Here is a 1326-nt window from a genome sequence, read left to right as displayed (position 1 = left end):
CTTAATGGCGAAACATGTGTTGGTAAAAATAACGGAAATATTGTTATAGAAGCTCAAGCTAGTAATAGTTACGAAGCTAAAATTAATGGTAAAACCTATTTGTTTACTAATAAAGTAACTATCGATAATGTAACCCCAGGTACTTATGATTTGTGCATTTCTGTTGTCGGAGAATCTTATGAGCAATGTTTTAAAGTAGTAATAGCCGGAGGAGTTAGCTTAACAGGAAAGATTACAGTTGAAAAAGGGAATACTGCTTATGTATCCATCGAACAAGGTACAGCACCTTTTACAGTTTTAAAGAATGGACAAACCATTTTAGAGACTTACCAATCTGATTTTTCATTACAGGTAAATGATGGAGATGACTTGAAAATAACGAGTAAAACAGCCTGTCAGGGAGAGCTTTCCAAAAGAATAGATTTATCAGAATATTTAATGGCTTATCCGAATCCTTCCAAGGGTATTTATGAGATTACTTTGCCAATGAGTTTGCAAAGTGTGGATTTAGCTATCTATGATGTTAAATCCCAATTGATGTTGTCTGAAAATTACAAAATAGAAGCTGGAAAATTAAGTTTAGATATAAGCAGTTTTCCTAGTGGAGTATATTTTGTTAAACTAAATTTAGAAAAACCTTCTTTTATAAAATTAATTAAGAATTAAGATGAAAAAAATATATTTAGTAATGATTTTAGTTTTAGGTTATTCATGTGGTAGTGGAGGTGATGACCCGGTAGGTTCCGAAGACCCTGTAAACCGAGCACCCTCTGTTCCTACTCAGATATATCCTTTAAATAATACACTTTGTATCGATAATGTAGTCAATTTTCAGTGGAATGCATCAATTGATCCGGATAAAGATGCAGTTCAATATTTGGTTGAAGTTTCCAAAGATGGTAACTTTTCAAATTTAATTGAGAGTAAAATAGTTTCAAATGCAACATCTACCTTGATTACTTTACAAAAAGGTGTTGCTTTTTATTGGAGAGTAAAAGCAATTGATGCAAAGGACATGGAAAGTGCTTTTTCAAGTCAAAATCAATTTTTAACAGAAGGTGTTGGAGTTTCTAATTATTTGCCTTTTGCACCAAGCCTAGTAGCACCAGCTTTAAATACAGTAATAGACGGTACTAGTACAACACTTAGCTGGACAGCCAGTGATGTGGATAATGATACTTTGACATTTGATGTGTTTTTGGATAAAAACAGTAATCCAACAACAAAAGTGTCAGAAGGTCAATCTGGGACTACTTTCAATGCAAGCGGATTAACAGGAGCTTCTACCTATTATTTTAAAATAGTTGTTAAAGATTCTAAGGGAGG

Annotated in this window: 2 protein-coding genes; both read left to right on the top strand. The window is 33.0% G+C overall.

Annotation, left to right across the window (positions count from 1 at the left end):
- On the top strand, positions 1-666 hold a 666-nt coding region (locus tag B6A10_RS16215; RefSeq protein WP_188221704.1), incomplete at its 5' end, for a T9SS type A sorting domain-containing protein.
- A gap of 1 nt (position 667) precedes the next feature.
- Positions 668-1326 (top strand): fibronectin type III domain-containing protein (locus B6A10_RS16210; protein ID WP_188221703.1); only part of this gene is annotated, 659 nt, incomplete at its 3' end.

It is taken from the genome of Flavobacterium pokkalii, from assembly GCF_014596575.1.
Taxonomy (GTDB): Bacteria; Bacteroidota; Bacteroidia; order Flavobacteriales; family Flavobacteriaceae; genus Flavobacterium; species Flavobacterium pokkalii.
This window is presented reverse-complemented; position numbering and strand designations above follow the sequence as displayed.